General features: G+C 67.7%; 20 protein-coding genes. 12 read left to right on the plus strand and 8 right to left on the minus strand.

What is annotated here, in order from left to right:
• The first annotated feature begins 1 nt into the window (after window position 1).
• On the plus strand, window positions 2-496 hold the full coding sequence (locus E5K04_RS00920) for a GAF domain-containing protein (RefSeq protein WP_136551020.1): 495 nt from the start codon (window positions 2-4) through the stop codon (window positions 494-496).
• A gap of 129 nt (window positions 497-625) precedes the next feature.
• On the opposite strand, the gene E5K04_RS00925 is transcribed toward E5K04_RS00920, so the two are convergent.
• The 6 genes from E5K04_RS00925 to E5K04_RS00950 all read right to left on the minus strand — a co-directional run bounded on the left by E5K04_RS00925 (window position 626) and on the right by E5K04_RS00950 (window position 8,253).
• Window positions 626-1,945, minus strand: coding sequence for an NCS2 family permease (locus E5K04_RS00925; protein ID WP_136551021.1), 1,320 nt, complete (start codon window positions 1,943-1,945; stop codon window positions 626-628).
• Window positions 1,942-3,072, minus strand: a complete 1,131-nt coding sequence (locus E5K04_RS00930) for an adenosine deaminase family protein (RefSeq protein ID WP_136551022.1) — start codon at window positions 3,070-3,072, stop codon at window positions 1,942-1,944. The genes E5K04_RS00925 and E5K04_RS00930 overlap by 4 nt, the downstream gene beginning before the upstream one ends.
• Before the next feature lie 76 nt (window positions 3,073-3,148).
• Window positions 3,149-4,075 (minus strand): LysR substrate-binding domain-containing protein, encoded by a 927-nt coding sequence (locus E5K04_RS00935; RefSeq protein ID WP_136551023.1) that lies wholly within the window; start codon window positions 4,073-4,075, stop codon window positions 3,149-3,151.
• 3 nt (window positions 4,076-4,078) lie between these two features.
• Entirely contained in the window at window positions 4,079-5,542 is a 1,464-nt protein-coding gene (rmuC, locus tag E5K04_RS00940; RefSeq protein ID WP_136551024.1) for a DNA recombination protein RmuC, read from the minus strand.
• Window positions 5,543-5,551: 9 nt separating this feature from the next.
• Window positions 5,552-7,234: a single-stranded-DNA-specific exonuclease RecJ gene (gene recJ / locus E5K04_RS00945; protein ID WP_136551025.1), complete on the minus strand. Its 1,683-nt coding sequence runs from the start codon at window positions 7,232-7,234 to the stop codon at window positions 5,552-5,554.
• Window positions 7,225-8,253: a hypothetical protein gene (locus E5K04_RS00950; protein WP_136551026.1), complete on the minus strand. Its 1,029-nt coding sequence runs from the start codon at window positions 8,251-8,253 to the stop codon at window positions 7,225-7,227. The genes recJ and E5K04_RS00950 overlap by 10 nt, the downstream gene beginning before the upstream one ends.
• A gap of 250 nt (window positions 8,254-8,503) precedes the next feature.
• On the opposite strand from E5K04_RS00950, the gene E5K04_RS00955 reads away from it, so the two are divergent.
• From E5K04_RS00955 to E5K04_RS00975, 5 genes are all read left to right on the plus strand, one after another.
• Entirely contained in the window at window positions 8,504-9,844 is a 1,341-nt protein-coding gene (locus E5K04_RS00955) for a M23 family metallopeptidase (RefSeq protein ID WP_136551027.1), read from the plus strand.
• Between the two features lie 17 nt (window positions 9,845-9,861).
• Window positions 9,862-10,962: an anhydro-N-acetylmuramic acid kinase gene (locus E5K04_RS00960; protein ID WP_136551028.1), complete on the plus strand. Its 1,101-nt coding sequence runs from the start codon at window positions 9,862-9,864 to the stop codon at window positions 10,960-10,962.
• Window positions 10,963-11,024: 62 nt separating this feature from the next.
• Window positions 11,025-13,319: a DNA translocase FtsK gene (locus E5K04_RS00965; protein WP_136551029.1), complete on the plus strand. Its 2,295-nt coding sequence runs from the start codon at window positions 11,025-11,027 to the stop codon at window positions 13,317-13,319.
• A gap of 44 nt (window positions 13,320-13,363) precedes the next feature.
• A complete protein-coding gene (gene hemH, locus E5K04_RS00970) occupies window positions 13,364-14,452 on the plus strand; it encodes a ferrochelatase (RefSeq protein WP_136551030.1) in 1,089 nt (362 codons plus the stop codon).
• Between the two features lie 134 nt (window positions 14,453-14,586).
• Entirely contained in the window at window positions 14,587-15,816 is a 1,230-nt protein-coding gene (locus tag E5K04_RS00975) for a branched-chain amino acid ABC transporter substrate-binding protein (protein ID WP_136551031.1), read from the plus strand.
• Window positions 15,817-15,862: 46 nt separating this feature from the next.
• Here E5K04_RS00975 and E5K04_RS00980 read toward each other — a convergent pair whose 3' ends face one another.
• Window positions 15,863-17,533 (minus strand): putative bifunctional diguanylate cyclase/phosphodiesterase, encoded by a 1,671-nt coding sequence (locus E5K04_RS00980; protein WP_168929117.1) that lies wholly within the window; start codon window positions 17,531-17,533, stop codon window positions 15,863-15,865.
• 283 nt (window positions 17,534-17,816) lie between these two features.
• Here E5K04_RS00980 and E5K04_RS00985 point away from each other — a divergent pair, with 283 nt between their 5' ends.
• Complete coding sequence (locus tag E5K04_RS00985) at window positions 17,817-19,016, plus strand: branched-chain amino acid ABC transporter substrate-binding protein (protein WP_136551033.1); 1,200 nt, start codon at window positions 17,817-17,819, stop codon at window positions 19,014-19,016.
• Between the two features lie 46 nt (window positions 19,017-19,062).
• Here the strand turns inward: E5K04_RS00985 and E5K04_RS00990 are convergent, their stop codons facing one another.
• On the minus strand, window positions 19,063-19,881 hold the full coding sequence (locus tag E5K04_RS00990; RefSeq protein WP_136551034.1) for an alpha/beta fold hydrolase: 819 nt from the start codon (window positions 19,879-19,881) through the stop codon (window positions 19,063-19,065).
• A gap of 132 nt (window positions 19,882-20,013) precedes the next feature.
• Between E5K04_RS00990 and siaA the strand changes: the two genes are divergently transcribed.
• Genes siaA through dsbD form a run of 5 tightly spaced genes read left to right on the plus strand, consistent with a single transcriptional unit; the run spans window position 20,014 to window position 25,551 of the window.
• Window positions 20,014-22,017 (plus strand): biofilm regulation protein phosphatase SiaA, encoded by a 2,004-nt coding sequence (gene siaA, locus E5K04_RS00995; protein WP_168929118.1) that lies wholly within the window; start codon window positions 20,014-20,016, stop codon window positions 22,015-22,017.
• On the plus strand, window positions 22,014-22,556 hold the full coding sequence (gene siaB, locus E5K04_RS01000; protein ID WP_136551036.1) for a biofilm regulation protein kinase SiaB: 543 nt from the start codon (window positions 22,014-22,016) through the stop codon (window positions 22,554-22,556). Before siaA ends, siaB begins: the two co-directional genes overlap by 4 nt.
• Before the next feature lie 17 nt (window positions 22,557-22,573).
• A complete protein-coding gene (siaC, locus tag E5K04_RS01005; RefSeq protein ID WP_136551037.1) occupies window positions 22,574-22,957 on the plus strand; it encodes a biofilm regulation phosphoprotein SiaC in 384 nt (127 codons plus the stop codon).
• Window positions 22,954-23,733 (plus strand): biofilm regulation diguanylate cyclase SiaD, encoded by a 780-nt coding sequence (siaD, locus tag E5K04_RS01010; protein WP_136551038.1) that lies wholly within the window; start codon window positions 22,954-22,956, stop codon window positions 23,731-23,733. The genes siaC and siaD overlap by 4 nt, the downstream gene beginning before the upstream one ends.
• 42 nt (window positions 23,734-23,775) lie before the next feature.
• Window positions 23,776-25,551, plus strand: coding sequence for a protein-disulfide reductase DsbD (gene dsbD / locus E5K04_RS01015; RefSeq protein WP_136551039.1), 1,776 nt, complete (start codon window positions 23,776-23,778; stop codon window positions 25,549-25,551).
• Window positions 25,552-25,555 lie beyond the last annotated feature (4 nt).

Consider the following 25,555-nt stretch of genomic DNA (forward strand, 5'->3'; position numbering starts at 1 on the left):
AATGTCCGCCAGCTTGACTGTTACCGCCGCCGACAAGGCCGGCCGCTACCGCGAACTCTTGCCGCAACTCGCTGCCCTGATCGGCTCGGACACCGACGCCATCGCGGTGATGGCGAACGTGTCCGCTGCGCTGAAGGAGGCCTTCGGCTGGCACTGGGTCGGCTTTTACCGGGTCGAGGGCGACACGCTGGTGCTCGGCCCCTTCCAGGGGCCGGTCGCGTGCACGCGCATCCCGCACGGGCGCGGCGTGTGCGGCAGCGCGTGGGCAAGAAATGAAACGCTGGTGGTCGCCGACGTCGACGCCTTCCCCGGCCATATCGCGTGCTCGTCACTGTCGCGCTCCGAGATCGTGGTGCCGCTCACCGACTGCGCGGGCCGCGTCGCCGCGGTGCTCGACATCGACTCCGTGCATCTGGCCGACTTCGACGACACCGACCGCGCCTCGCTGGAGGCGCTGATCCCGCTGTTCGCGCCCTGCCTGAGCGCGCAGGGCTGACCGACCCCTTAAACACAAAACCCCCTGTCATCGACAGGGGGTCTGTTTTTGGGCGAGTGGGCTACGGGCTGTTGGACAGGGCCGTATTTCAGCGCATACCCGGCCGGGCGCTCCCAAACCCCAGCCCGCTCAATGCCTGGCGACGACGGAGAAGTAGTACACCATCAGCAGCGCGATCGCGTACACCGACCAGTGGTCTTCGCGGTAACGGCCGGTCGCGAGCTTCATGAAGGCGTACACCAGCATCGCGGCGGCGATGCCGTTGCCCGCGTTGAAGCTGAAGATGCTCACCGCGATGCAGACGAAGGCCGGCAGGCATTCGGTCACGTCGTCGAAGTTCACCTTGCGGATCGACGCCATCATGCCGACGCCGATATAGATCAGCACCGGCGCGGTGGCGGCGGTCGGGATCATCCCGGCCAAGGGCGCGGCAAACAGCGCGAGCGCGAAGCACAGCGCGGCAAACACCGCGGTCAGGCCGGTGCGCCCGCCCGCCTCGACCCCGGCCGAACTCTCGACGTAAGTCGTCAGCACCGGGCAGGAAACCAGCGCGCCCGCTGCGGTCGCGGTCGAGTCGACATGGAAGTTGCGGTCGATGCCCGGCAGGTTGCCGTCCTTGTCGAGGTAGCCCGCCTGCGCGCCGACCCCGAGCAGGGTGCCGAGCGTCGAGAAGAAGTCCGGGATGAAGAAGGCAAGCAGGAAAGGCAGGTAGGCCGGCGACAGCGCCGACATGAGATCGACCTGGAAGGACAAGTCCGCGATCGACTCGGGCATCGACAGGGGCGACGCCGGCAGCCGGGTCAGCCCCAGCGGCAGGGCGGCCAGCGTGATTAGCGCGATGGCGAGGATGATCGCCCCGCGTATTTTGCGCACCGACAGGCCCAGCACCAGGAAGAAGCCGGCGATCGCCAGCAGGGTCGAAGGCGCCGACAGGTCACCGAACACCAGCACGTTCTTCCTGGCGTCGGCGACGACGATGCCCGCCTGCTTGCAGCCGAGCAGCGCGATGAAGAGGCCGATGCCGACGCCGACCGACACCTTGACCCCGTGCGGGATCACCCGCACCACGAAGTCGCGCACGCCAAGGAAGGACACCGCCATGAAGAGCAGGCCGCTGACCAGCACGATGCCGTTGGCGACCGCCAGCGGCACGCCGCCACCGAGCAGGGTGTAGGAGTAGATGGCGACGCTGCCCAAGCCCGGCCCCAGCACGAAGGGCCGGTTGGTGTAGAGCCCCATCGCCAGCGTGGTCAGCACCGTCATCAGGATCACCGCGGTCAGCGCGGCGCCGAACGGCAGCCCCGCCTTGGCGAGCATGCCCGGCACCACCGCGACCATATACGCCATGGTCGTGAAGGTGGTCAGCCCGGCGATCAGCTCCTGGCGCACGCTGCTGTGCTGCGCCGTCAACGAGAAACAGGTATCGAGCTTGTGGGCGAGCGTGTTCATGGCTGGCCCTCCGCAGCTACGGCAAAGCGCGGCCGGTAGGTGATGCGCCACGCCTCGTCGATGTCGGGTTCAAACGCAAGGCGCGCGCGCAGCGCGTCGAATTCGGCGAGCCAGGCGTCGCCCAGCCGCGCCTTGTCTTGCTCCGGCAGCCAGCTTGCGCGCACCGAGACTTCCAGCATCGCGCGCAGGCTGTCGAGGTCAAAACCGAAATCCTCGACCAGGGTGCGGTAGCAGTTGGCGGCGTCGGTCGCGTGGATATGCCAGTCGTCGGTGGCCGGCACGATGGACAGGCCCAGCTGGCCCATCGCGCGGATCGGGTGGCGGCGCCGCCACTCTGCGTGGTCGGGCCACTGGCGGAGGTACCAGGTGTTCGACGGCACCACGGTGAAGGGCACGCCCTCAAGCGCGTAGCGCGCGGCAAGCTCGGGCGCGTCGACGATGGTGTAGCCGTGGTCGACGCGGTCCAGCCCGATCAGCTCGACGCCGGTCTCCACGTTGCGCCAGTGCAGGCCGAATTCGCTGCAATGGCCGGTCAGGCGCAGGCCGGCGGCGGCGGCTAGCCGGTACGCCTTCCAGAAGCGCTCGATCGGCGCGTTTTCCTCGCGGTAGTCGATGCCGACGCCGATCACCAAGGGGTGCGCCAGCAGGGCGACTTCCCGCACCATCGCGGCCGCCTCTTCCGGCGACTTCTCGCGGTTGATCGACGCGATCAGCCGCACCCGCATCCCTAAGCGCGCCTCGACCCGGACGATGGCCGACGCAAGCGCCGCGACGACGTCGGCGGTGGCCGGCACGGTGTCGCTCGGGTTCCAGAAGAGCTCGAGGTAGCGCACCGCGCACGCGTGCGCGTCCTCGGCCACTTCTTCGAGCACCCGCGCGTAGTCGTCCGCCTCGCGCATCAGGCCGTACAGGCACTCGAGCGCGGCGATGCCGCCTCGCGCCTCGCCGGTCTCGGCCTGGTGGGCGCGGTAATAGCATTTGGCGTCGCGCCCGGTCAGCGGCACCGCGTACTTGCGGGCGAGATCGAGCATGGTGGCAACGCGCACGCCGCCTAACAGGTGGTAGTGCAGTTCAACCTTGGGAATGAGCCGGTAGAAGTCGGCCAAGGACAGCGAATCGGGTTTCATGGCAACAGGGACGGATGGACGACCCGGGCGATTGTCCGGATCGGCCGCGCGCTGTGAAATGCTGATTCGCAACGCCTTATGCCGGATCGGCATCGGCAAGCTGCGCTCGCCACGGCGCAAGCAGCCGCCAGTTGCCGGCGAGCCGTGCCTCGAGCGACGCCCACATCCGCTCGGCCGCCTCGCCCTGGCGGGCGGGCGAGCGGTAGAGCCGCACCTGGTAGGGGATGCGCAGGATGCCGGGCGCGACGGCGGCTAGCCGGCCCGCGGCCAGCTCGTGTTCGATCAGCGCGTCGGGCAGCCAGGCGACGCCCTGCCCGCGCAAGGCCATTTCGGCCAGCAACTGGCACATCGACGTCTCGAACACCGGCGCGAGTTGCAGGCCGGCGTCGGCATTGTGCCGCGCGATCAGCCGTGCCCCGTAGGCGTCGGCGCTGTAGCGCAGGTAGGGCACGCTGGACACGCGCGGATCGAAGCACGGCTTGCCGGCCGACCCCGGCGCCGACACCAGCAGGAAATGCCCGTCGCCCAGCGCGAGGTGACGGTAAGGCGGCGCCATCAGCGCCATCACGTCGAAGCCGAGCACGAAGTCGATGCGGCCGTCGAGCAGCGCCTCGGCCGCCTCGTCCACCCGCATCACCTCGACCGCCGTGCGGCAACCGCCGGCGCCCGCCTGCAGCAAGTCAAGCAGCAGCCGCGAGGCGAGCGCGTGCGGCGCGGCGACGCGGATGGGCGTCTCAAGCGCGTTTTCTTCGCCGCGAACCAGTTCGAGCCCCTCGTCCAGTTGCGCGAGCAGGCCGCGCGCTAGCGCGTGGAACTGCCGCCCGGCGCCGGTCAGCGTGACCGGCGAGGTGCCGCGTTCGACCAGCGGCGTGCCAACCGCCGCCTCGAGCGCCTGGATGCGCCGGCCGAACGCCGGCTGGGTGACATGCCGGCGCGCGGCCGCGCGCGAGAAATGCCGCTCTTCGGCGAGCGCGACAAAATCGAGCAGCCACTTGGTGTCCACCGGCTAGTCCTCGTCTGCGCCGCCTGGGTCGGCGCTGTCCGGCAGCAGGTGCGCGGGCAGCTGGCGGCTCGCCTTGACGCCCATCAGGCGCAGGTTCTCGGCGCGAGACATCAGGTTGCCGCGGCCGTCCTTCAACTGGCGCATCGCCTGCGCGTGGCTGTCGCGCGCGGTGTCGAGCTGGCGGCCGACCTTCTCCAAGGTCTCGGCGAAGCCGGCAAACTTGTCGTACAGCAGCCCGCCCTGGCGCGCGATCTCCTGCGCGTTGCGGTTCTGGTGCTCGTAACGCCAGATGCTCTCGACGGTGCGCAGGGTGGCCAGCAGGGTCGACGGACCGACGATCATGATCCGCCGCTCGAACGCCTCACTAAAGAGGGACATGTCGTGCTGCACGGCCAGAAGGTAAGCCGGTTCGACCGGCACGAACATGAAGACGAAGTCCAGCGTCTTGAGCTGGTAGAGGTCCTGGTAGCGCTTCTCGGACAGCGTGCGGATATGCGTGCGCAAGGCGGCGATATGCGCGGCGAGCTCGCGCGCTCGTTCGGCCTCGTCGCTGGCCGCCGTGTAGCGCACGTAGGCATTGAGCGACACCTTGGCGTCGACCACCAGCTGCTTGCCCTCGGGCAAGTCGATCACCACGTCCGGCTGGTAGCGGCGCACGCCCTCGCCGGTGTCGACCGTGTCCGCCACCTGCACGCGGTACTCGCGGTCGCGCGTGAGGCCCGAGGCCTCGAGCACCTTCTCCAGCACCATCTCGCCCCAGGTGCCCTGCGCCTTGTTGTTGCCACCGGTCAGCGCGCGGGTCAGCGCCAGCGCGTCCTCCCCGAGCTGCGCGTTCATCGCGGTCAGCCGCTTGAGTTCGTTCTCCAGCGTCAGCCGCTCCTTGCTGTCCTTGTCGTAGGTGTCCTGCACCAGACGGCCGAATTCGCCCAGCCGCTCGGACAGGGGCGTGAGCAGCAGGCCGACCTGCTCGCGGTTGTGCTCGGTGAAGCGCTGCGTCTTCTCTTCCAGGATTTCGCCCGCCAGCGCACGGAACTGGTCGGAGAGTTCGGCGCGCGCCGACGCGAGCATCGCGAGCTTTTCCTCGTGATGCGCCGCCTGCGCCGCGAGCTGGCTTTGCAGGCTGGCCGCGTGGCTGCGCGCCTCCCCCAGCGCGGCTTCCAGTTGCCCTGTGCGCGCCTCGAGTTCCGGCACCCGCGCCGCGCGCGCGCCGTAGGCGCCGAGCTTCTGCTGCGCGTCGGCCAGCAGCGCGCGCATCTCCTCGCACGCCTCGCCCTGCGCGGCCTCGCGCGCGCGCGCGTCGGCCAGCTGGCCTGTCAGCGCATCAAGCCGCCCTTCGAGCGCGGCGGCTGCCAGCCGGCCCTCGTCCTGCCCCTGACGGAAAGCCTGCGCGGCGCGGCCGCGCAGGCACAAGGCCGCGACGCCGCCGCCCGCCAGCACGCCGCCCATCAGCCCGATCAGCCACCCCATGTCCGCTCCTTACAGCACATGGTCGATATACACCTGCAATTCCTTGCGGCCCTGCCACTCGTTGGCGGCCAGGTGGTAGACCGCGTCCACCGTCTCGGGCAGCCATTCGCCGTGGTTGAAGAACATGCCGTCGAATTCGGCGTCGTCACGCATCAGCCTGAGCTTCAGGTGCTTGCCGCCGACCACGCGCTGGCTGACCACGTAAAAGCGCCCCTGGAAGGTCGGCGCCGGGAAGCCCTGCCCCCACACCATCGCGCCCAGTTGCTCGGCAAAGGAAAGCACCATGCAGTCGGCCGGCAGCGCACCGTCGGTCTCGATCAGCCGCTCGAGGGTGTCCGCCGTCAAAAGCTCGCGGCCGACCGCCTCGAACGCGCGGCAGAAGTCATCGAAGGCGTGCGCGTTGACGGTCAGTCCGGCCGCCATCGCGTGGCCGCCGAACTTGACGATCAGCCCCGGGTGGCGCTTTGAGACCAGGTCGAGCGCGTCGCGCAGGTGAAAGCCCGCGATCGAACGGCCGGAGCCCTTGATCTCGCCGTCGTCGCCCGGCGCGAACACGATGGTCGGCCGGTGGAACCGCTCTTTCAGGCGGGAGGCGACGATGCCGACCACGCCCTGGTGCCAGTCGTCGTGGAACAGCGAGAGCGTATAGCGCCCCTCGGCATCGACCAGCGCCAGGTCGGCGAGCGCCTCCTCCTGCATGCCCGCCTCGATATTGCGCCGCTCGCGGTTCAGGCGGTCGAGCTCGCCAGCCAGCGCCGTCGCGTTCTCCTCGTCGCGGGACAGCAGGCAGGCGATGCCGAGGCTCATGTCGTCCAGCCGGCCGGCGGCATTCAGACGCGGCCCCAGCGTGAACCCGAGGTCGAATGTATTGGCCTTCTTCGCGTCGCGCGCGGCGACGCGGAACAGCGCGGCGACCCCCGGCGACATCTTGCCTGCGCGCATGCGGCGCAGGCCGTGCTCGACCAGGATGCGGTTGTTGCGGTCCAGCCTCACCACGTCGGCGACAGTGCCCAGCGCGACCAGGTCCAGGAGTTCGGCAAGGTTGGGGCCCTTGCCGTCGGCAAACGCGCCCGTCTCGCGCATATGCGCGCGCAGCGCCAGCAGCACGTAGAACATCACGCCGACGCCGGCCAGGTTCTTGGACGGAAACGGGCAATCGCCCTGGTTTGGGTTGACGATCAAAGCGTCGGGCAGGCTGTCGCCCGGCAGGTGGTGGTCGGTGACCAGCACCTCGATGCCGCGTGCGCGCGCTGCCTGCACGCCGTCGACGCTGGCGATGCCGTTGTCGACGGTGACAATCACGTCGGGCGAGAGGCCGGCGGCCAGCTCGACGATCTGCGGCGACAACCCGTAGCCGTACTCGAAGCGGTTGGGGACGATGTAGTCGACCACCGCGCCCATCCGCGAGAGCCCCTCCACCGCCAGCGCGCAGGCGGTCGCGCCGTCGGCGTCGTAGTCGGCGACCACCAGCAGCTTCTCGCGCCGCGCGATCGCGCCGGCCAGCCGCGCCGCCATCGCGTGGATGTTTTTCAGCGTCTGCCACGGCAACAAGCCGGCGAGCGGATAATCGACGTCGGACGCGTCGGTGACGCCGCGGGCGGCGAACACCCGCGCAAGCAAGGGGTGTACGCCCTGCTCGGCGAGCGCGCGCGTCGCCGCGGACGGCGCCTCACGGGTACGGATCAAGGACATGGCGCCTCCAGTGTTTCGCCTACCACCGAGGCGAGCGGCCTTGCCTTGCGCCAGAAGCGCCAGCGGTCGGCCGCGCGGACGGTCAGCGCGAAGCCCGACTCGCCGTCGCACAGGATTTCAAGCTCGGACAACCGGCCTGCTTTAAGCGCAGCCAGCAAGGGGGCGAACCAAGCGCGTTCAAGCTCGGCGAGCGCCTCGCGGTAGCCCCACGCGTCGCGGTAGCGGGCCGGCGCGAGCAAGCGGTCTAGCCATACCAGCGCGTCCTGCCCGCCCTCCAGCACGGCGTCCGCCTCCCACGGCAAGGGCTGCACCGCCGCACCGCGCGCCTTGGCGCAGCTAGCAAGCCACGCGTCGTCGCAGTAAACCGGACCTTCGAGTGCGGCGGCCGCTTCGGGCGCGCCACCGCCCCACAGCCACACGCTGTTGACGGTCGGCTCGCCGCGCGCCGCGCGCGCGTCGTTGACCGGATGCGTATAGAGCAGCATCTGTATCTCGCCCAGGAGCTTGCTCCAACGCAGGCCGTCCGCGCCGGCAGGCAGCAGGCGGTTGACGTCTTCGCCCAGCGCGTCGCACAAGGGCGTCAGGCGGGCGTCGGGCAGCGCCGGCACATGCAGGAGCCAGCGCCCGGGTTCGGGCGCGTGAAAGCAAAGCCCATCCTCGCCGAACAGCTTGTTCAGCGCCGCGACCAGGCTGTCCGCCTCGGCCTGCGTCAGCTTCATGATGCCCACGTCGGCGAGCTCCGCGCGGTCACGGTTCACCCGCAGGTGCACCGGGTCGGCCAGCAGGTAGTCGCCACCTGCCGCGTCAAGGCCGGCCTGGGCGGCCAGCGCGCGGGCCGGCGCGAGCGCCCCGGCGCCGAACAGGCCAGCCTGCAAGGCGGACAAGGCGGCAGGCGCCGGGCAGAGCGCCCCGCGGCCAAGCAGGTAGGCGAGCGCGGGGAGCGGCAGGCCTGAGAGCACTTCCTTCGCGTCGTGGCCGTCCGGCCAGACCAGGCCGGGCAGGGCCAGCGTCAACTTCATCGGTTTCAATCCGGATAAAAATGGGAGATAGGCGCGCAAAACAAAATTCATGGCACGGAACCTCGGCGCACCAAATTAGTCTTGCCATAAGCATCGCCGGCGCACGCGCACCATCCCCTTGTTTTGAGTGGGATTTTTTCTTTTAGCGCCGACACTTTTTTGATAGCATCGGCTTTTCGAATTTTTTGCCCGTTGCCGCAACACGCCGGCAATGGCGCCAAAGCCCTTAGGGGCACAGGACAGGCAGGACATGGATTATCGCAAACTGCAGGCCATCCCGCAAAAGATGGCCGGCTTCATCGCCAACCACAAATTCGCATGGCTGGGCGTGGTCGCCGCGCTGCCGCTGTTTGGCGTGGTGACCACGGTCGCCGTCGCCGCCGACGAGAAAAGCGCCGCCGAACAGCCGCTGCCGACCGTGCAGCAGATCAGCGAACGCCTCGCGCTGCCCGCCTTCACCAGCACCGCGCCGGACACCACCCGCTACTGGCGCGAAGCACAGATCCAGCGCGGCGAGACGCTGGGCCACCTGCTCAACCGGCTGGGCATCGGCGACGCCGACGCACGGCGCTTCCTGTATTCGGGCAGCGTGCCGGCCGACGTGCTCAAGCTGCGGGCCGGCGCGACACTGTCGGTGCAGACCAACGACAAGGGCGAACTCTTCACCCTGCGCTTCCTGAACGACGACGAGAACGGCGAACAGGTCCTGGTGGTGCTGGAGAACCGTGGCGGCGTCTGGCAGGCGAGCACCGACCCGCTGCCGACCGAGACCATCGCCACGGTGCGCTCGGTCGAGATCAAGGGCAGCGCCTACGGCGCGCTCGCGCAGGCCGGCGTCCCCTCCGAAGTGCGTGCGCAGCTCTCGGACATCTTCTCGGACAGCTTCGACTTCAAGTCGCTCAAGCGCGGCGACCGCGTCAACCTCGTGTACCAGACCATGTACTACGAAGGCATGCCGATCAGCAGCGGCAACATCGACGCGGTAGAGATCATCAAGGGTGGCGAGCGCCACAGCGCGTTCTACCACGCCTTCGACAGCGAAACCGGCGCCTATTTCGACGAAAACGGCAAGCCGCTGAAGAAGGGCTTCTCCTTGCAGGCGGTCAAGGGCGCGCGGGTCAGCTCGGGCTACGGCTTCCGCTTCCACCCCATCCTCAAGCGGATGCGCATGCACAAGGGCATCGACTACGCCGCGCCGACCGGCACGCCGATCTACGCGCCGGCCGACGGCCGCGTCGCCTCGGCCAGCCGCGACAGCGGCTACGGCAACGTGGTGCGCCTCGCGCACAGCAAGGGCATCACCACGCTGTACGCGCACATGAGCCGCTTCGCGCCGGGCATGAAGTCCGGCAAGACGGTGAAGGCCGGCGAGTTGATCGGCTACGTCGGCAGCACCGGCCGCTCGACCGGCCCGCACCTGCATATGGAAGTGCGCGTCGGCGGCGACACGGTCAACCCGGTCACCGTCGCGATGCCGGCCCGCGAACTCACCCGCGCCGAGAAGGGCAAGTTCGCCGCCAACCAGAAGGCGCTGGAGACCCGCCTCGCGCTGTTGCGCGCACTGCCGGTCAACGTCGCCCAGCTCGACTAGGCAAACAGGGGCGAGCCATGGCCGAACGCTATATCGGGCTGATGTCCGGCACCAGCCTCGACGGCGTCGACGCGGTGCTGGTGCGATTTGACGAGGCCGGCACGCTGGCCGTCGAGGCCGACGCCTTCGTGCCGTTTTCAGCAGAACTGCGGGACGCGGTGCTCGCGCTGCAGCCGGTCGGTGCCGACGAGCTCGCGCGCGCGGCCTTGCTCGCCAACACCCTCTCCCGCCATTACGCGGCGGCCGTCGCCGCGGTGCTCGCGAAGGCCGGCGTGGCCTCAGGCGACGTCACCGCTGTCGGCTGCCACGGCCAGACCGTGCGCCACGCGCCGCAAGACGGCTACACCTTGCAGATCGTCAACGGCGCGCTGCTCGCCGAGCACTGCGGCATCGACGTCGGCTGCGACTTCCGTTCGCGCGACATCGCCGCTGGCGGCCAGGGTGCGCCGCTGGTGCCGGCCTTCCACCACGAATGCTTCGCGCACCCGGGCGCCGCGCGCGCCATCGTCAATATCGGCGGCATCGCCAACCTGACGCGGCTCACCCCGGGCGAGACGGTGACCGGCTTTGACAGCGGCCCGGGCAATATGCTGATGGACGCGTGGTGCCGGCGCCACACCGGCCAGCCCTACGACGCGGACGGCGCGTGGGCCGCCAGCGGCCGTGTCGACGCGGCGCTCTACGCGCGTTTCGCCGCCGAGCCCTACTTCGCCGCGCCGCTGCCCAAGAGCACCGGCCGCGACCTGTTCGACCTTGCCTGGCTGGACGCGCACCTCGCGCACCACCCGCATGTGGCACCCGCCGACGTGCAGGCGACGCTGCTCGAATTGACCGCCGCGTCCATCGCCGACGCGGTGCGCCAGCACGCGCCGGCGACCCGCGAGCTCTACCTGTGCGGTGGCGGCGCGCTGAACGGGGCGCTGGTACGCCGCCTGGCTGCGCGCCTGCCCGAAGCTACCGTCGGCGACACCGCCGCGCTCGGGCTGCCCGTGCACCAGGTCGAGGCCGCCGCGTTTGCCTGGCTCGCCCGCCGCCTGGTCCACCGCCTGTCCGGCAACCTGCCTGCGGTCACCGGCGCCGCCGGAAACCGGGTACTCGGCGCACTCTACCCGCGCTGACGCGTCGCAACACGGCACAAGCCGTTATAATCGGGCGCAACCACAGGACATGAACAAGTGACATGCGTCTATTCAAACGCAAAGCAGCCGTAAAAAACTCCAAGACTCCCCTGCCCCCGCATCTCGCCAGCCTGCTGCGCGAGGCGTGGTGGCTGCTGATGGCCGCCAGCGCCGTCTACCTCGTGATCAGCCTCGCCAGCTATTCGATCACCGATCCTTCCTGGTCGCACAGCGTCGACGGAGGCGAGATCAGCAACTACGGCGGCAGCTTCGGCGCCTGGCTCTCCGACGTGCTGCTCTACCTGTGGGGCTACTCGGCGTGGTGGCTGATCGTGCTGTGCCTGGCCGGCATCGCGCTGGGCTACCGCAAGCTGGGCCAGGGCGCCAACGAGGCGCCGCCGCCGTGGCCGACGCTGGCCGGCTTCGCCTGCCTGATGGTCGGCAGCGCCGGCATCGAATCCATGCTGCTCTCGGACAAGGCCTTGTCGCTGCCGCTGACCGCCGGCGGCCTGTTCGGCGAGAGCGTCGCCAACTTGCTGACCCACGCCTTCGGCACCACCGGCGCGGGACTGTTGCTGATCGTCACCTTCGCCTCCGGCGTCTCCCTGTGGACCGGCCTGTCCTGGCTCGAGCTCTCCGAGCGCGTCGGCGGCGCACTAGAGGACTTCGTGCTGCGCCTCTACCAGCGCCACCAGGCGCGGGAAGACCGCAAGGTCGGCGCTCTCATCAAGGAAAAGCGCGAAAGCAAGGTACAGGAAGAAAAGCAGAAGCAGGCCGACAAGCCGCCGGTGCGCATCGAGCCGCCGGTGCTCGACATCCCGCTCGCCCCCGCGCTCGCCAAGCCAGTGCAGGCGTCGCTGTTTGCCGACGGTGAACACACCGAACTGCCGGCGCTCACTTTACTCGAGCCGGCCAAGGCGCAGCAGGACCCGGTCTCGCCGGACACGGTCGAATTCAACTCGCGCCTGATTGAACGCAAGCTCGCCGACTTCGGCGTCGAAGTGAAGGTGGTCGCCGCCTACCCGGGCCCGGTGATCACCCGCTACGAGATCGAGCCGGCGGTCGGCGTCAAGGGCGCGCAGATCGTCAACCTGATGAAGGATCTGGCGCGCGCGCTCTCGCTGGTGTCGATCCGCGTGGTCGAGACCATCCCCGGCAAGACCCACATGGGCCTCGAACTACCCAACCCCAAGCGGCAGATCGTGCGGCTCTCCGAGATCGTCGGCTCTGGGCTCTACCAGGACAACGCGTCCAAGCTCACTATGGCGATGGGCAAGGACATCGCCGGCCAGCCGGTGATCGCGGATCTCGCCAAGATGCCACACATGCTGGTGGCCGGCACCACCGGCTCGGGCAAGTCGGTCGCGATCAATGCGATGATCCTGTCCCTCCTCTACAAGGCGACCCCGAAGGAAGTGCGCCTGATCATGGTCGACCCGAAGATGCTCGAGTTGTCGATCTACGAGGACATCCCGCACCTGTTGGCACCGGTGGTCACCGACATGAAGCACGCGGCCAACGCGCTGAACTGGTGCGTGGCCGAGATGGAGAAGCGCTACCGGCTGATGTCCAAGCTGGGCGTACGCAACCTCGCCGGTTACAACCAGAAGATCCGCGAGGCCGAAAAGGCCGGTGAGAAGATCCCCAACCCGTTCAGCCTGACCCCCGAGACGCCGGAGCCGCTGGATACCCTGCCCTTGATCGTGGTGGTGATCGACGAGCTCGCCGACCTGATGATGGTCGCCGGCAAGAAGATCGAGGAGCTGATCGCCCGCCTCGCGCAGAAGGCGCGCGCGGCAGGCATCCACCTGATCCTCGCCACCCAGCGCCCGTCGGTCGACGTGATCACCGGCCTGATCAAGGCCAACATCCCGACCCGCGTCGCCTTCCAGGTATCGAGCAAGATCGACAGCCGCACCATCCTCGACCAGATGGGCGCCGAGGCGCTGCTGGGCATGGGCGACATGCTGTTCCTGCCGCCGGGCACCGGCTACCCCAACCGCGTGCACGGCGCTTTCGTCGCCGACGAAGAGGTGCACCATGTGGTCGAGTACCTCAAATCCACCGGCGCGCCCGACTACGTCGAGGGCATCCTCACCGGCGGCTGCGACGGCGAAACGGGCGACGCGGCCGGTGGCGCGGCACCGGACGGCGAAGCGGACGCGCTGTACGACGAGGCGGTCGCCATCGTGATGAAGACGCGCAAGGCGTCGATCTCTTCGGTGCAGCGCCACCTGCGCATCGGCTACAACCGTGCCGCGCGGCTGATCGAGCAGATGGAAGCGGCCGGCATCGTCTCCGCGATGGAGACCAACGGCAACCGCACCGTACTGGTGCCCGCCCGCGAAGAAATGTGAAACCGCCCGGCAAACGCCGGGCCAACCCATAAAAAACAGACGCCATGCCCGACTTCCTGCCAGAGCCAGAGTTCCGCCACGATTACACGCCCAAGACAGGCGTCTTGCTGATCAACCTGGGCACCCCCGAGGCGCCGACGGCCAAGGCGCTGCGCCCCTACCTGAAGGAATTCCTGTCGGACAGGCGCGTCGTCGAGATCCCGCGTCTACTCTGGTGGCCCATCCTCAACGGCGTGATCCTCACCTTGAGGCCCAAGAAATCCGCCGCCAAGTACGCGTCGGTGTGGACCGCGGAAGGCTCGCCTTTGCTCGTGCATACGCAGCGCCAGACAAAACTGCTCAAGGGCTGGCTCGGCGAGCACGGCCTGCAGGACGTGGTGGTCGACTTCGCGATGCGCTACGGCAACCCGTCGGTGGCGGACACCCTCACGCGCATGCGCAAGCAAGGCGTCGAGCGGCTGGTGGTGGTTCCGCTCTACCCGCAGTACGCAGGCTCTTCCAGCGGCACCGCGCTCGACGCGGTGTTCCGCCTGCTGCAAAAGATGCGCAACATGCCGGAAGTGCGCACGGTACGGCACTTCCACGACGACGCGGGCTATATCGGCGCGCTGGCCGGACGCATCCGCGCGCACTGGGCGATCCACGGCCGCGCGCAAAAGCTGGTGCTGAGCTTTCACGGCGTACCGCACCGCACGCTGGAGATGGGCGACCCCTACCACTGCGAATGCCTGAAGACCGGCCGCCTGCTCGCCGAGGCGCTGGAACTGAGCCGTGACGACTATATCGTGACCTTCCAGAGCCGCTTTGGGCGCGCCGAATGGCTGCAGCCCTACACCGAGCCGACTCTGGAGAAACTCGCCAAAGAGGGTGTGCACAGCGTCGACATCGCGTGCCCGGGCTTTGTCGCCGACTGCCTGGAGACGCTCGAGGAAATCGCGATGGAAGGCAAGCAGGCCTTCATGGCGGCGGGCGGGCGCGACTACCGCTATATCGATTGCCTGAACGAAAGTGCCGACTGGATCGCCGCGCTCGGACGGATCACCGTCGCCTCACTCGGCGACTGGACTCAAAATACCAAGGTTAAACCGGTTAACCGATTGGAAATTGCCAAATCCGTCGGTGCGACGCAATAAAATTTTTATTTGTTTTGAAAGCCATAACGCGCACGAAACCCGATTGACATACCGGCGGGCGAATAACATAAACTGTGCTCATGCCGGCGACATCGCCGGCCAACCCAACAAGGACAACCAGGGGAAACACAGGGATGAAAAACATTGCCCGTCTGAGCATCATCGCCGCCGCCGTCATGACCCTCGCCGCCTGCGGCAAGGAAGAAGCCAAGACCGGCGACGCATCGGCACCGGCAGCGGCCGGCGAGAAGGTCGTCAAGATCGGCCAGGTCTCGCCGATGACCGGCCCGATCGCCCACCTCGGCAAGGACAACGAAGCCGGCGCCATCCTCGCTATCGAGGAGCTGAACGCACAAGGCACCGAAATCGGCGGCGAGAAGGTCAAGTTCGAACTGGTGTCCGAGGACGACCAGGCTGACCCGAAGATCGGCACCCAGGTCGCGCAGCGTCTGGTTGACGCGGGCGTCGCCGGCGTGGTCGGCCACCTGAACTCGGGTACCACCATCCCGGCGTCCAAGATCTACTCCGACGCGGGCATCCCGCAGATCTCGCCGTCGGCGACCAACCCTGACTACACCAAGCAGGGCTTCAAGACCACCTTCCGCGTGATCGCCAACGACATCCAGCAGGGCAAGGCGCTGGGCGAATTCGCGGTCGACAATCTGAAGGCGAAGAAAGTCGCGATCATCGACGACCGCACCGCCTACGGCCAGGGCCTGGCCGACCAGTTCGAAGGCGCGGTCAAGGCCAAGGGCGCACAGGTCGTCAAGCGCGAGTTCACCACCAACAACGCGACCGACTTCAACGCGATCCTGACCTCGATCAAGGCGACCAACCCGGACGTGATCTTCTACGGCGGCATGGACGCGCAGGCAGGCCCCTTGGCCAAGCAGATGCAGCGCCTGGGCATCAAGGCCAAGCTGATGGGTGGCGACGGCTGGCAGACCCCGGAATTCATCAAGCTCGCCGGCGAGTCGAGCGAAGGCCAGCTGGCCGCCAGCCCGGGCCAGCCGAAGGAAAAACTGCCGGGCTTCGCGAACTTCAACGACAAGTTCAAGAAGCGTTTCAACGGCCAGGAAATCCAGATCTACGCACCGTACGAGTACGACGCGGTGATGATCCTGGTCGACGCGATGAAGCGCGCCGGCTCGACCGAACCGGCCAAGTACCTGCCGGAAGTCGGCAAGACCAACCACGACGGCGTGACCGGCAACCTGCAGTTTGACGAGGTTGGCGACATCAAGAACGGTTCGGTCACCGTCTATCAGGTCAAGAACGGCAAGTGGGAAGTGCTGACCACCGTCGGCGGCGCCGCCGCCCCGGCCGCAGCGGCTTCCGCGCCGGCTGCCAGCGCCGCCCAGTAAGCCTGCCTAGCCTCGCAAAGCCGCCCACCAGGGCGGCTTTTCTTTTTTATGGCGAGCGGGTAGCACGCCAGGCGTCGAAATCAGCGACCGTCATGGGGTGCGCAAACGCGTAGCCTTGCATCAGCATCGGACCCAATGTCGCCAGGTGCCGTACGTGACGCTCGGTTTCAACGCCTTCGGCGACCAGCTCTGCACCGAAGGCGCCGGCCAAGGCATGCACGCTCTCGACGATCACCCGTGCGCCCTCGTCGTCGAACATCGACTGCACGAAAGTGCGCTCAAGCTTGACTCGGGTAACCGGCAGGCTCCTCAGGTAACCGAGCGACGCATACGCACTGCCGAAGTCATCAATTGCGACCCCGACACCCAGCGCTCTACATTCAGAGACGACTTTCCTCGCATACGCAAGGTCAGTCAGAGCGACGCCCTCCAGAATCTCGAGCGTTAGGTGTGGCTTGTCGGAGAGCCCATGAGCCTTCAGCATTGAAGCCAGCGTATCGACAAATCTAGGTGACTGCAGTGTCTGCGCATGCAGGTTGACGGATACGTCGACCCCACGTCCGGACTTCAGCCAGCAGACGATTTGTGAAAGCGCCAGACCTAGCACATAGAGGTCGAGTTCGCACTCCATGCCATCGGCGGCGAATGTGGTGAGTACGTCCGCAGGCGGCAGGTAGATGCCACCGGGCCGCCGCCTGCGCAGCAGAGCCTCCACGCCGGCGAGCGAGCCGTCCGAATGGACGATGGGCTGGTAGAACAGGATGAGCGATCCATCTTCGAGCATGTTTCGCGACGGACAGTACGGCGGCGCTTCGTGAGTGCCAGTATTGCCGTACACGACTAGGCGGTTACCTCCGGCGTGCTTGGCCGCATGCATGGCCTCCATTGCATGCCTGACCAGATGCGCCGCAGGTTGTTGTCCGGCTAGCGAAGCCGGCAGGCGAGCCTCACCGATACTCGCGGACAAGGGCGTGGTCAGCGTGGCAAGTAATTCGGGAATGGCCGTCGCGAGATGAGACCCTTCGCTGGCGTTTACGAGCAATGCAAATTCGTCGTCACCCAGCCGCGCGGCGACCCCGCCCTCGCCCGCCAGCAAGGACAGACCGTCGGCCAGTTCACAGACCAACGCATCTGTGCCAAGCGCCCCAAGCCGGGTAGCCAGTTTCCCGAAGCCGTCGAGGTCCATGCAGAAAAGCAGCAAACCGTCACGGCTGTCGAGACTCAGCCGACTCAGTTCCGCCCCAAGCCGCTCACTGTTGGCAAGCCCAGTCAACGCGTCGTAATGGACGAGACGCGCAAGCTTCTCCTGCATGCGCAGGTGCTCACTGATTTCTTCCTTGATTCCCAGATAGCGAACGATCAGACCCCTTTCGTCACATACCGGCAGGATGCGCGCGTCTTCCCAATACACCTCGCCGTTTTTCTTCCGGTTCAGGAAGGTACCGCGCCACGGCTCCCCCCGACTCAACTGTTGCCACATCTGGCGATAGGCTTCGTCATCCATGTGACCGGTCTTCAACACACGGGGATTACAGCCAATCAATTCGTCCATCCGGTAACCGGTCAAAGCACAAAAACGCGGGTTGGCATAGACGATATTCGCGCCGGCGTCGGTGACGACAATGCTCTCGGGGGAGTTTTCTAGCAGCAACGGCAACACGAGGTCACTACGGATGTCTTCATCTGGGACCTGTGTCAGAGCAGGCAGAGAGTTCATCAGCACAAAGGCCTTTGGCAAGGTTAAGTAATCCCTAATCATTGTGCGCGAAATTACTCTCTTTTGATAGCGCCACGCAACATTAACAATCTTTTATAAACCGGCAATACAATTGACCTGATGGCCACAGTGCGATAAATATAACGGCATGTCATTAATCGATTGCATCCAATCGATTAAAGCCGGTACGGCAAGCCGCCGCGCCGAAGCATACAGTGCCACAAGCATTGAACGCTGCTGGACCCTAAAAACGAAACCTCCATTTCATATCAAAGGGCACACCATGCAAGCATTCCGTTTCACCCTGGGCGCACTGGCGCTCGCCACCCTCGCCGCCTGCGGCAAGCAGGCTACCGAAACCGCGGCCGGCGACGCGTCGTCTGCGGCAGCCGACAACGTCCAGGTCGTCAAGATCGGCTCGGCCAACCCCCTGACCGGCCCGTTTGCCCACTGGGGCCGCGACAGCGACAACGGCGTGGTACTCGCCATCGAGGAAGCCAACGCGGCAGGCGTGACGCTTGGCGGGCAGAAGGTCAAGTTCGAGGTGGTCTCTGAAGATGACCAGGCCGACCCCAAGGTCGCTACCCAGGTCGCGCAGCGCTTTGTCGACGCCGGCGTCGCCGGCGTCGTCGGCCACCTGACCTCCGGCGCGACCATCCCGGCCTCGCGCATCTATTCGGACGCCGGCGTGCCGATGGTCGCCGCGTCGGTGACCAGCCCGAAGTTTACCCAGCAAGGCTACGCCAACACCTTCCGCATCATCGCCAACGACACCCAGCAGGGTAACGCGCTGGCTGCGCATGCGGTGGGCGCACTCGGTGCGAAGAAGATCGCGGTGATCGACGACCGCAGCACCTACGGCCAGGGCCTGGCCGACGACTTCGCGCGCGCGGTCGAGGCGGCCGGCGGCAAGGTGGTCAAGCGCGAGTACACCACCAACAGCGCCAGCGACTTCATGGCCATCCTCACCTCGATCAAGGGCAGCCAGCCTGACCTGGTGTTCTACGGCGGCATGGACGCGCAGGCAGGCCCGATGGTCAAGCAGATGAAGAAGGTCGGCCTCACCGTGCCGTACATGGGCGCGGACGGCGTGAACACCGCCGAATTCGTCAAGCTCGGCGGCGAGGCGGCCAACGGCAGCTACGCGTCGAGCGCAGGCGCGTCCAAGGAAAAGATGCCCGGTTACGCGGCGTTCAGCGAGCGCTTCAAGAAGCGCTTCGGCGGCGACATCCAGGCGTACGCGCCGTACACCTACGACGCGACCCGCGTGCTGATCGACGCGATGAAGCGCGCGGACTCGGCCGAGCCGGCCAAGTACCTTGCCGAACTGCCGAAGACCAAGCTCGACGGCGTGACCGGCCCGATCGCCTTCGACGCCAAGGGCGATATCGTCGGCGGCACCGTCACCCTGTACCGGCTGGAGAACGGCGCCTGGAAGACGGTCGAAGCCCCTGCCGCACAGGCGGCGTCCGCGGCCAAGTAACCCCCACACACACGCCCTGCCCGAGCCCGGCCACTGCCGGGCTTTTTCACGCGCGCCCTGCCAGCCGCTCCAGTTGGGCGCGCAGCAGATGCGCGGTCTCCAGCGGGTGCTCGAGCGGAAACAGGTGGCTGCCGCGCTGGTGGACGACGTGCAGCCCGAAATGGCGCTGCATCCACGCAAGGTCCCCCTTGCGGAGCACGTCCGAGTCGGCGCCGGCGACGAACACGCCAGGCACCTTGAGCCGGCCGCTAAGTCGCGGGTGGTTGTGCGGCAAGGTGCAGTAGATCGCGTGTTCGATGGCTGGCCTGAACTTCAGGCGGCGCCCGCCCGCGCCGTTGTCGACCGTGCCGTGCCGCGCGTAGTCGGCCAGGCAGTCGGCGTCCCAGCGCGCGAACATCGGCTTTCTCGCGAAATAGTCGCGCACGCTGTCGACCCCCGCCCAGTTGTCGCGCCGGGTGAGCGTATTCTTGCCCGGCGTCACCTTGTGGATGAAGCCCAGCCGCTTGGCAAGCCAGATGCCGCGCGAGCGCATCGGCCCCATCAGCGGCGAGTCGAGGATCGCGATGCCGCGAAAGAGGTCGGGCCGCTCGATCGCCGCGTAGAACACCATGAAGCCGCCCAGCGAGTGCCCGACGCCCCATACCGGCTCGCGGTAGTTCGCCTCGATATGCGCGATCGTCTCGCGCACCAGGTGCGGCCAGCAATCGGAAACCGGAAACGCCGGGTTATGGCCGATGGCGTCGATGAAGCCCACCTCGTAGTGCAGGGAGAGCTCGGCGAGCAGTTTGCGGTACACGCTCGCCGGGAAGCTGTTGGCGTGCGCGAAGTGTAGCGGTGGCCGCGGAAGGTGCGCGGTGTACGACATGATTTTCGTCCTCGTGCTGGTCTTCTTTTTGCTTTGATGTCATGCAGCCTGCAATGATATCAACTGTTTGTCATTGCGATGGCGTATCGTTACAATCCGCCCACCGCCGCTCCGGAGCAACCGATCAAGCGCATGCCGAACATCCTTCGCCATCTGGGCATCCGCGCCCGCGTCGTCCTCATGACCGCGCTGCTTGCCGTGCTCACGCTGGCCATCGCCGCGGCGGTCGGCCTGTTCGCGATGGACCGCGTGCAGACGCGGCTGGCTGAATCCTTCGCGCGCGAGCACGCGGCGCTCAACCGCGAGAAACTGCTCGCCCCGATCGGCCGGGAACTCGCGCTCGCGCGCAAGCTGGCCGACGCCGAGCTGACCCGCACCTTCATGCGCGACGAGGACGACCCGGACAACCGCCGGATCTTCTTTGCCGAAGCCGAATCGTACCGCCAGCTGTTCACCGACCAGTCCTATTTCGTGGTGCCCGCCGCCTCCGGCTACTACTACTACAACGACAACAAACTGCCGTTCAGCGACGCCGCCCGCTACGGCCTGCAGGCGGGCAAGGCGGACGACCGCTGGTTCTACACCACCTTGCACGGCAAGAAGGCTTACCGCGTCAATATCGACGTCAACCAGACGCTGCAGCGCAGCATGCTGTGGTTCAACGTGCAGGTGCGCGACGGCGGCCAGGGCCTCGGCGTGATCGGCACCGGCCTGTCGCTGCAACCCTTTGTCGAGCAGTATGTGCACGGCAGCCGTCCCGGGGTGGGCGGCCTGCTGCTCGACCGCGCAGGCGTGATCCGCGCGCACCAGGACCGCGCCAACATCGCTTTCGGCACGGCAGGGCCGACCTCCGACGCGCAGCGCCTCGCCGGCCACCTGGCTGAACCCGCGGCACGCGATGCGCTGGCCGCGGCGCTCGCGTCCGCCGCCGCGGACGGCAGGGTCAAGACGCTGGTCGGCCGGCTCGACGGGCGCGAACAGGTGATCGCCGTGGCCTACCTGCCCCTGCTTGACTGGTTCAACGTGACCACGGTCGACCCGCAGCAAGTCGCTGCGGGCGACGCTTCGCTGCTATGGGGCGCGTTCGCCGCGGTAGGCGTGCTGCTATTGCTGAGCCTGCTCTTGCTCACCGCCAGCCTCGACCACCAGTTGCTCAGGCCCCTGACCCGGCTGACTGCAGCGGTACGGCGCATGGCCGCTGGCGACTACACGACCCGGGTGCCGGTTCACCGCAGCGACGAAGTGGGCCAGCTCGCCGACGCCTGCCGCCAGCTCTCGGCGACCATCGAGGCGCATACACACGAACTCGAGGACAAGGTCGCCGAGCGCACGCAGGCGCTGGGCGACGCCCACCGCACGCTCAGCGAGACGCACCGCAAGGTGTCCGACAGCATCCGTTACGCGAGCCTGATCCAGCAGGGCATCCTGCCGGATGCCGCGCTCGGCGCGGCGCTCCCGGCCCGCCACCTGCTGCTGTGGCGCCCGCGCGACGTGGTCAGCGGCGACCTTTACCTGTTTGCACCGACCCGCCACGGTTTCCTGTTCGGTCTGGTCGATTGCGCCGGCCACGGCGTATCCGGCGCGCTGATGACCATGCTCGCGCACGCCGCGTTCAAGACCGCCCTGCTCGAGGCGCCGGACGACGACCCTGCCGCCCTGCTCTGCGCGATGGACGCCGCCGTACGCGGCCGCTTCGCCGCGGACAATGCCCAGGTAAGCACCACGATGGACGCGGGGCTTTGCCATGTCTGCCACGAAAGCGGCAGCGCGACCTTCGCAGGCGCGCACATGGATCTCTACTGCGCCGACGGCGACGCCGTGCACGTGCTCGGCGGCGACCGACGTGCACTGGGGGACAAGCGCCCGCCCGCCCCCGTCAACCAGCGCCTCGCGCTGAGCCCGAGCCTCGCGCTGTACATGACTAGCGATGGCCTGCTCGACCAGCGCGGCGGAGAGCCGCTGCGCGCGTTTGGCCGCGCCCGCTTCGAAGCGGCGCTCTCATCTCTTGCCCGCCTGCCCTGGCCGGAACGCGGAGTCGCGCTCGCCGCCACGCTTGACGCTTACCAGACCCACAACGCCCAACTGGACGACATCGCCGTATTCGGTGTCGCGCCCTGCGCCCTGGAGACCGCATGAAACCACAGGACCTGCTCGCCCTCAGAGAGACCTTCGACCGCAACGCCATCCTGATGAGCTTCAACGGCCCGTTTTCGGCCACGCTGATCGAGGAGATCGGCCTCGCGCTCAGGCGCCACCTCGAGGCACTGGAGGCTTCCCCTTCGTCCATCACCGACGTGTTCGCGATCTACATCGAGCTGACGCAGAACATCCGTCACTACACGTCGCGCAACGCGGTCCCCGACGTGCACACCGGCGCGACGCTGGTCATCTCGCACCGCGCCGACGGCCGCTACGAGGTGTGCGCCGGCAACGTGGTGCAGTACGCGGACGGCGAAGCGCTGCTCGCCCGCGTCGAGGCACTGGCGGAGCTCGACAAGGCCGCGCTCAAGGCAGCCTACAAGGCGCAGTTGCGCGCGCCGATCGAACCTGACTCGGCCAGCGGCGCGGGGCTAGGCCTGATCGACATCGCCCGGCGTGCCAGCCAGCCGCCGGCGGCCTTCCTGCAGCGCATGGACCCGGCGCTGGGCTTTTTCAGCCTGCAGGTCGTCATCTGAATTTTGGAGGCAACAAAGTGAACGAACTGAACATTATCGCGACCAACTCGACCCCGATGATCCGCACCGACAGCACAAGCGGCACCCTGCAACTGGCCGGCGACTCCTACCCAGAGCACGCGTTCGAATTCTTCGCGCCGCTGATGGCGTGGGTCAAGCAGCACCTCGCGCAGGGCGACGCGCCGCTGCGGCTCGAGCTTGCCCTGCTCTACCTGAACACCAGCAGCGTTCGCATCCTGATGGACATCCTCGACCAGGCCGAAGAGGCGTTCCAGGCCGGGCGCGACGTCAGCCTGACCTGGCGCTACGACAGCGACAACGAGCGGGTCGCCGAACTGGCCGAGGAGTTCCGCGAAGACTGCACTTTCCCCTTCACCATCGAGGCCTGCGAAACCCGATGAGCGACCTTCTGGATACGCGGATTGCCGCGCTGCTGGCCGACCCGCAATGGCAGGACCATCCATTGCATGACGCGCTGGCCGAGCTCTACCGGCGCTACGGCGAACACGCCCACGCGCTGGAACGGCTCACCCGCATCGCCGACCGCTACCAGAGCGCCGAGCGCGAGCGCGGGATGGGGTACGCCGACCGCTACGAGCGCCAGCTGCGCCAGCTCACGCGGCTGTTGCGCATTTCAGACCGCTACCAGAAGTCTTTGCAGGAGCTCAACGACGAATTGCGCGAGCAGTCCGAGCGCGACGAGCTGACCGGCCTTTACAACCGGCGCTACATGTACTGCCGGATCGAGGCCGAGTTGCAGCGGCTCGCCCGCGGCGGCGAGCCCTTCTGCATCGCGCTGGGCGACGTCGACCACTTCAAACGCATCAACGACGGCTGGGGGCACGGCGCGGGAGACGAGGCCTTGCGCCTGGTCGCCTGCACGCTGGAAGGACGGATCCGCGCGAGCGACCTGTGCGCGCGCTGGGGCGGCGAGGAGTTCCTGCTGCTGATGCCGCAGACCGCGCTCGCCGGCGCGCTGACGCTGGTCGAATCCTTGCGCGTGGCGCTCAAGGCGCTTGCGCCGGCGCCTGACGGCGCATTGCCCGCGATGACGATGAGCTTCGGCGTCGCCCAGGCCCACGCAGGCCAGACGCTCACCCAGTTGCTGGCCGGCGCCGACCGCGCGATGTACGGCGCCAAGCGCGCCGGGCGGGACCGGGTCGCCGTCGATGCGTAGTTGAGGCTTGCCAGCGGGCGCGCGCCCCCCGACAATCCAGCCATGCCGAATACATCCTGCGGCCTGACCCGCACCCGCCTGTTTGCCGTCTTTGCCGCCCTGCTCATCGTGCTGTTCGCCTTGCCGGCCCAAGCCGTCGAGCAGGACGATTTGCTGCCGCCGGAAAAGGCGTTCGCCCCCAGCCTGAGCCGCGACGGCAATACCCTCAGGCTCGGCTTCGAGATCGCGCCGGGCTACTACCTGTACCGCGAACGCATCAGCATCCGCCCGATCCCGGCAGGCGCCGTCACGGTCCCCGCGCTGCCCGCGGGCAAGGAGAAGGACGACCCCTTCTTCGGCCTGCAGCAGATCTACACCAGCACACTGTCCATCACCCTGCCGCTTTCGGCCGACGCGCCGGCAGACACCGCGCTCGAGGTGCGCTACCAGGGCTGCGCGGACGTCGGCGTCTGCTATCCGCCGGTCACGCAGACGCTGAAAGTAGGTGACAACACCAAGCAGGGTGCACTCGCCGCGTGGCTTGGCGCGCCGGCCTCAGGCGGCGCCGGACCCAGCCTCGGCGACGGCCCGCCGCTGGCCACCCTCGCGCTCTTCTTTGCTGCGGGCCTGGGCATGGCGCTGACCGCTTGCATGTACCCGCTGCTACCCATCGTCTCGGCGCTGATCGCCGGCGAAGGCGCCGCCATCACCCGCCGCCGTGGCTTCGTGCTCGCTTTTGCCTACGTGCAGGGCCTCGCGCTGACCTATACCGCCGTCGGCGTGGCCGCCGGCATGACCGGCGCCTTGCTGACCGTCTGGTTGCAGCAGCCGGCCGTCGTTTTGACGGCCAGCGCCCTCCTGGTGCTGATGGCGCTGTCGATGTTCGACGTGTTCGCCCTGCAGTTGCCCAGCAGCTGGCAGTCGCGTATCGCCGAGCGCTCCAACCGCATCGGCGGCGGGCGCCTCGCACGCGTCGCGCTGATGGGCGCGCTCTCCGCGCTCTTGGTCGGCCCCTGCGTCGCACCGCCGCTCGCGCTGGCGCTTGGCTATATCGGCGCGAGCGGGGACGCGCTGTTCGGCGGCGCGGCCCTGTACGCGATGGCCCTGGGGCTGGGCGCCCCCCTATTGCTGCTGGGGCTGTTCGGCGGGCACGCGCTGCCGCGTGCCGGCGCGTGGATGAAGACGGTGAAGGCGGTGTTCGGCGTGGTGATGCTGGCGCTGGCCATCCGCATGGCTGCGCCCTTCCTGCCGCCGGCACTTGTCATGCTCGCGTGGGCGGCGCTTGCGATCGGCTCGGCCGTCTTCCTGCGCGCCTTCGAGGCTTTGCCCGGCAACGCGGGCGCCGCACGCAAGCTGGGCAAGGCGCTTGGCCTTGCGCTGTTTATCGTCGGCGCCGCGCAACTGGCCGGCGTACTCGCCGGCGAGCGCGACCCTGCCCGGCCGCTGGCCTGGCTCGCCGCGCAGGCGTCCGCCGAGGACAAGCGCCCGCCCGACAACTGGCAGACCGTCACCGACAGCGCCGGGCTTGACCGCCAACTTGCCGACGCGCGCGCGGCAAACCGCCCGGCGGTGATCGACTTTACCGCGCAGTGGTGCGTGAGCTGCAAGGAGATGGACGCGGACACCTTTCCCGACCCCGCCGTGCGCGCCGCGCTCGCGCCCTACACCGCGATCCGGGTCGACGTCACCGCCAATAGCCCCGAACAACAGGCGCTGCTCAAACGCTACGGGCTATGGGGGCCACCCGGCCTGATCATCCTCGACGCGGCAAGCCAGGAGCGCGCCCGCTACACCGGCTTTGTCGACGCGGCCACGCTCGCCGCGGCGCTGAAGGCCTGACCCT

The organism is Crenobacter intestini (assembly GCF_004919095.1).
GTDB lineage: Bacteria > Pseudomonadota > Gammaproteobacteria > Burkholderiales > Chromobacteriaceae > Craterilacuibacter > Craterilacuibacter intestini.

Excerpts from the sequence above, each read along its gene's own strand:
- rmuC (WP_136551024.1), bottom strand. The coding sequence starts at position 5,542 with ATGGGGTGGCTGATCGGGCTGATGGGCGGCGTGCTGGCGGGCGGCGGC.
- siaA (WP_168929118.1), top strand. The coding sequence starts at position 20,014 with ATGCCGAACATCCTTCGCCATCTGGGCATCCGCGCCCGCGTCGTCCTC.
- recJ (WP_136551025.1), bottom strand. The coding sequence starts at position 7,234 with ATGTCCTTGATCCGTACCCGTGAGGCGCCGTCCGCGGCGACGCGCGCG.
- E5K04_RS00930 (WP_136551022.1), bottom strand. The coding sequence starts at position 3,072 with ATGAAACCCGATTCGCTGTCCTTGGCCGACTTCTACCGGCTCATTCCC.
- E5K04_RS00985 (WP_136551033.1), top strand. The coding sequence starts at position 17,817 with ATGCAAGCATTCCGTTTCACCCTGGGCGCACTGGCGCTCGCCACCCTC.
- E5K04_RS00955 (WP_136551027.1), top strand. The coding sequence starts at position 8,504 with ATGGATTATCGCAAACTGCAGGCCATCCCGCAAAAGATGGCCGGCTTC.
- hemH (WP_136551030.1), top strand. The coding sequence starts at position 13,364 with ATGCCCGACTTCCTGCCAGAGCCAGAGTTCCGCCACGATTACACGCCC.
- siaD (WP_136551038.1), top strand. The coding sequence starts at position 22,954 with ATGAGCGACCTTCTGGATACGCGGATTGCCGCGCTGCTGGCCGACCCG.
- E5K04_RS00920 (WP_136551020.1), top strand. The coding sequence starts at position 2 with ATGTCCGCCAGCTTGACTGTTACCGCCGCCGACAAGGCCGGCCGCTAC.
- siaB (WP_136551036.1), top strand. The coding sequence starts at position 22,014 with ATGAAACCACAGGACCTGCTCGCCCTCAGAGAGACCTTCGACCGCAAC.
- E5K04_RS00980 (WP_168929117.1), bottom strand. The coding sequence starts at position 17,533 with ATGAACTCTCTGCCTGCTCTGACACAGGTCCCAGATGAAGACATCCGT.
- E5K04_RS00925 (WP_136551021.1), bottom strand. The coding sequence starts at position 1,945 with ATGAACACGCTCGCCCACAAGCTCGATACCTGTTTCTCGTTGACGGCG.
- E5K04_RS00990 (WP_136551034.1), bottom strand. The coding sequence starts at position 19,881 with ATGTCGTACACCGCGCACCTTCCGCGGCCACCGCTACACTTCGCGCAC.
- dsbD (WP_136551039.1), top strand. The coding sequence starts at position 23,776 with ATGCCGAATACATCCTGCGGCCTGACCCGCACCCGCCTGTTTGCCGTC.
- E5K04_RS00950 (WP_136551026.1), bottom strand. The coding sequence starts at position 8,253 with ATGAAGTTGACGCTGGCCCTGCCCGGCCTGGTCTGGCCGGACGGCCAC.
- E5K04_RS00965 (WP_136551029.1), top strand. The coding sequence starts at position 11,025 with ATGCGTCTATTCAAACGCAAAGCAGCCGTAAAAAACTCCAAGACTCCC.
- E5K04_RS00975 (WP_136551031.1), top strand. The coding sequence starts at position 14,587 with ATGAAAAACATTGCCCGTCTGAGCATCATCGCCGCCGCCGTCATGACC.
- E5K04_RS00960 (WP_136551028.1), top strand. The coding sequence starts at position 9,862 with ATGGCCGAACGCTATATCGGGCTGATGTCCGGCACCAGCCTCGACGGC.